Source organism: Lactobacillus fornicalis (genome assembly GCF_055362665.1).
The window spans coordinates 1-2,146 of sequence record NZ_JBLTIM010000046.1 but is presented as its reverse complement, the minus strand read 5'-3'; the positions used below and the strand labels follow the sequence as shown (position 1 = coordinate 2,146).

Annotated in this window: 1 protein-coding gene; it reads right to left on the bottom strand. The window is 33.8% G+C overall.

The window, feature by feature from the left end; all coding sequences use genetic code 11:
- Positions 1-663: 663 nt before the first annotated feature.
- Positions 664-1,983 carry a VapE domain-containing protein gene (locus tag ACNDLV_RS07505; RefSeq protein ID WP_144772333.1) on the bottom strand — a complete coding sequence of 440 codons (1,320 nt, stop codon included), beginning with the start codon at positions 1,981-1,983 and terminating at the stop codon, positions 664-666.
- Positions 1,984-2,146: the final 163 nt, after the last annotated feature.

The window sequence follows — 2,146 nt, the reverse complement described above, 5'->3', positions numbered from 1 at the left end:
CCATCTGCTTGTTTAACGCTACCTACATTTGCACGAAAACAGCAGCCTAAATTATTTTGAGTTATATAAAGTTGTATTTTTTGTTGAATTAAATGTTCACTGTCCATAATTAACTATACCTACCCACCCACCGCACATATTATTCTTATAAAGGTTACACTAAGGTTACAGTAACCAATCCAGTAGTGTAACCTCATTCGCACTTACTCTAGCAATAATATAGAACATATAGACCAATTTTAGGGTTACACTAGTGTAACCGGGTCTCTCGCTTACTCTCCCAAGGGATTGAGCTAAAAAGTTTACGGTTACACTAAATTTCAACTTTCTTTTTCTAAATTACTTAGTAATTACTAGTAGTTAGTTATAGTAATATATTTTATATATATAAAATAGTGTAACTATGTATTTATACTATATCTAAAGCCTTGTGGCCCAAGGGCTGAGATAGGTTACACTATAGTGTAACCTTTTTTGAATTTTCACAAGGCTTAATCCCTTGTCGCTCTAAGGTTTGTTTAAAGGTTACACTAAATTTTTAGTAGTGTAACTTTTAAAAAACAGCTTATAAGCTCTTATGTATCAACGGATTGCAAGCTTGTGAAATTTTTATAATCAAAGCACTAAAATGCACCTTATCCCTTGGGACTCTAGGCGGTTACACTACGAATCTGGTCTAGCGTAACCTCGAGCTGTTTTTCCACCTATTTTTTTAACTTTTCTAGACCACTTAAATCGATCTAACATCAAGCTTTGTAATTTACGAGCTGCTTTTCTATTTTTCAAAAGGTCCAACCCTAAAGCATCTGCCAACTTATCATTCGTTATAAAGTTTGCATATCTAAAATCATCTGATTCTAAAACATCAGCCAATTTATCTTCAAAAGCATCAACATAGTTGAATTCAGTTCTTTTAGACTCCAACTCCACCTCCTCATCAGGTGTTAGAGCGAAACTAAAATCACCAGATTTATAGAGTGCCATTGCTTCTCCCCAAATTTGCTGAACAAATTCAGGTGGCATATCTGTTACTGCGTTTTTCTTTCGATTAGCCTTATCAGCTAAAATAGGCATAAATCTACGAGAACCAGTTAAATCTTTAAGATAATATCGTTCATTAGTAGTACGAGCCATAACAAATTTTTTATGAAATTTCTCAGCAGTATGACCATACGCCTTGCGATACTCGAATTCTTGCATAGTGACAAACTTCTTGAGTTCTTCAAAAGAAGAATTATGTGAAGCTGTTAGCTCATCATCGTTAACAATGACTGCATTTTTCATGACTGCGAAATCATCTTTTGATGAGAAACTAGCAAACTGGTCAGTGTAGTAACCAAGTGGTGCTAGATTTTTTAGAAAAGTCGTTTTACCAACTCCCTGTCCACCAACTAAATCAAGCACCATATCGAACTTGGTCATAGGGTTAAAAGTTTTTGCAATTGCACCAACTAAGAATTGTCTAGTGATGAGTAAAGTTAAATAACCAGGTTCTGCTCCTAAAAAATCAGGTAAAAGATTTTGGAGTCTGGGCTTACCGTCCCATTTTTTTAAAGCTTCGGTAAAGTAATCTTTGATAGGATTATAAGAATGACTTGAAGCATAAACACTGATTGCTGAGCGTATTTTTTGATCATCAAAAAGGATATTGGAGTAAGCCCCTTGAGTTTCGATATAAGCAGCGATAAGAGAAATATAAACATCTTTTAATTGACCTTTTTCAATATTGAGATCTTTAATATCTTTCATTACATCAACTGCTTCAGTGTACTCGTTAAATTGAAAAGTATTTTTTAGTAGCTTATCGTTACTAAGAATCATAATGATGTTATAGATGGAATTTTTCTTAATAATGCCCGTTTTTTCATTAACAAGAAAAGGAAGAGAATAACTATATTTCGGTTGTTTCTGTAATTTACGAAGTTTATCAGTATTTTTAAGTTCGATAACCTTTTTATCGTCTTTTTTATCCAGCTCAACCACCTTCTCTCCTTCTAATATCTTTATCAATCATTGATTGAACGGTTCTAATAAGTTCGTCGCTACTTAACTTATCTTCTGTTGCATCATTTGCTAAGATAGCCAGCTTCACAGCTTTTTCAGGGTCTACATTTCGATATAAAAGTCCGCCCATAAAAGCAGCAAG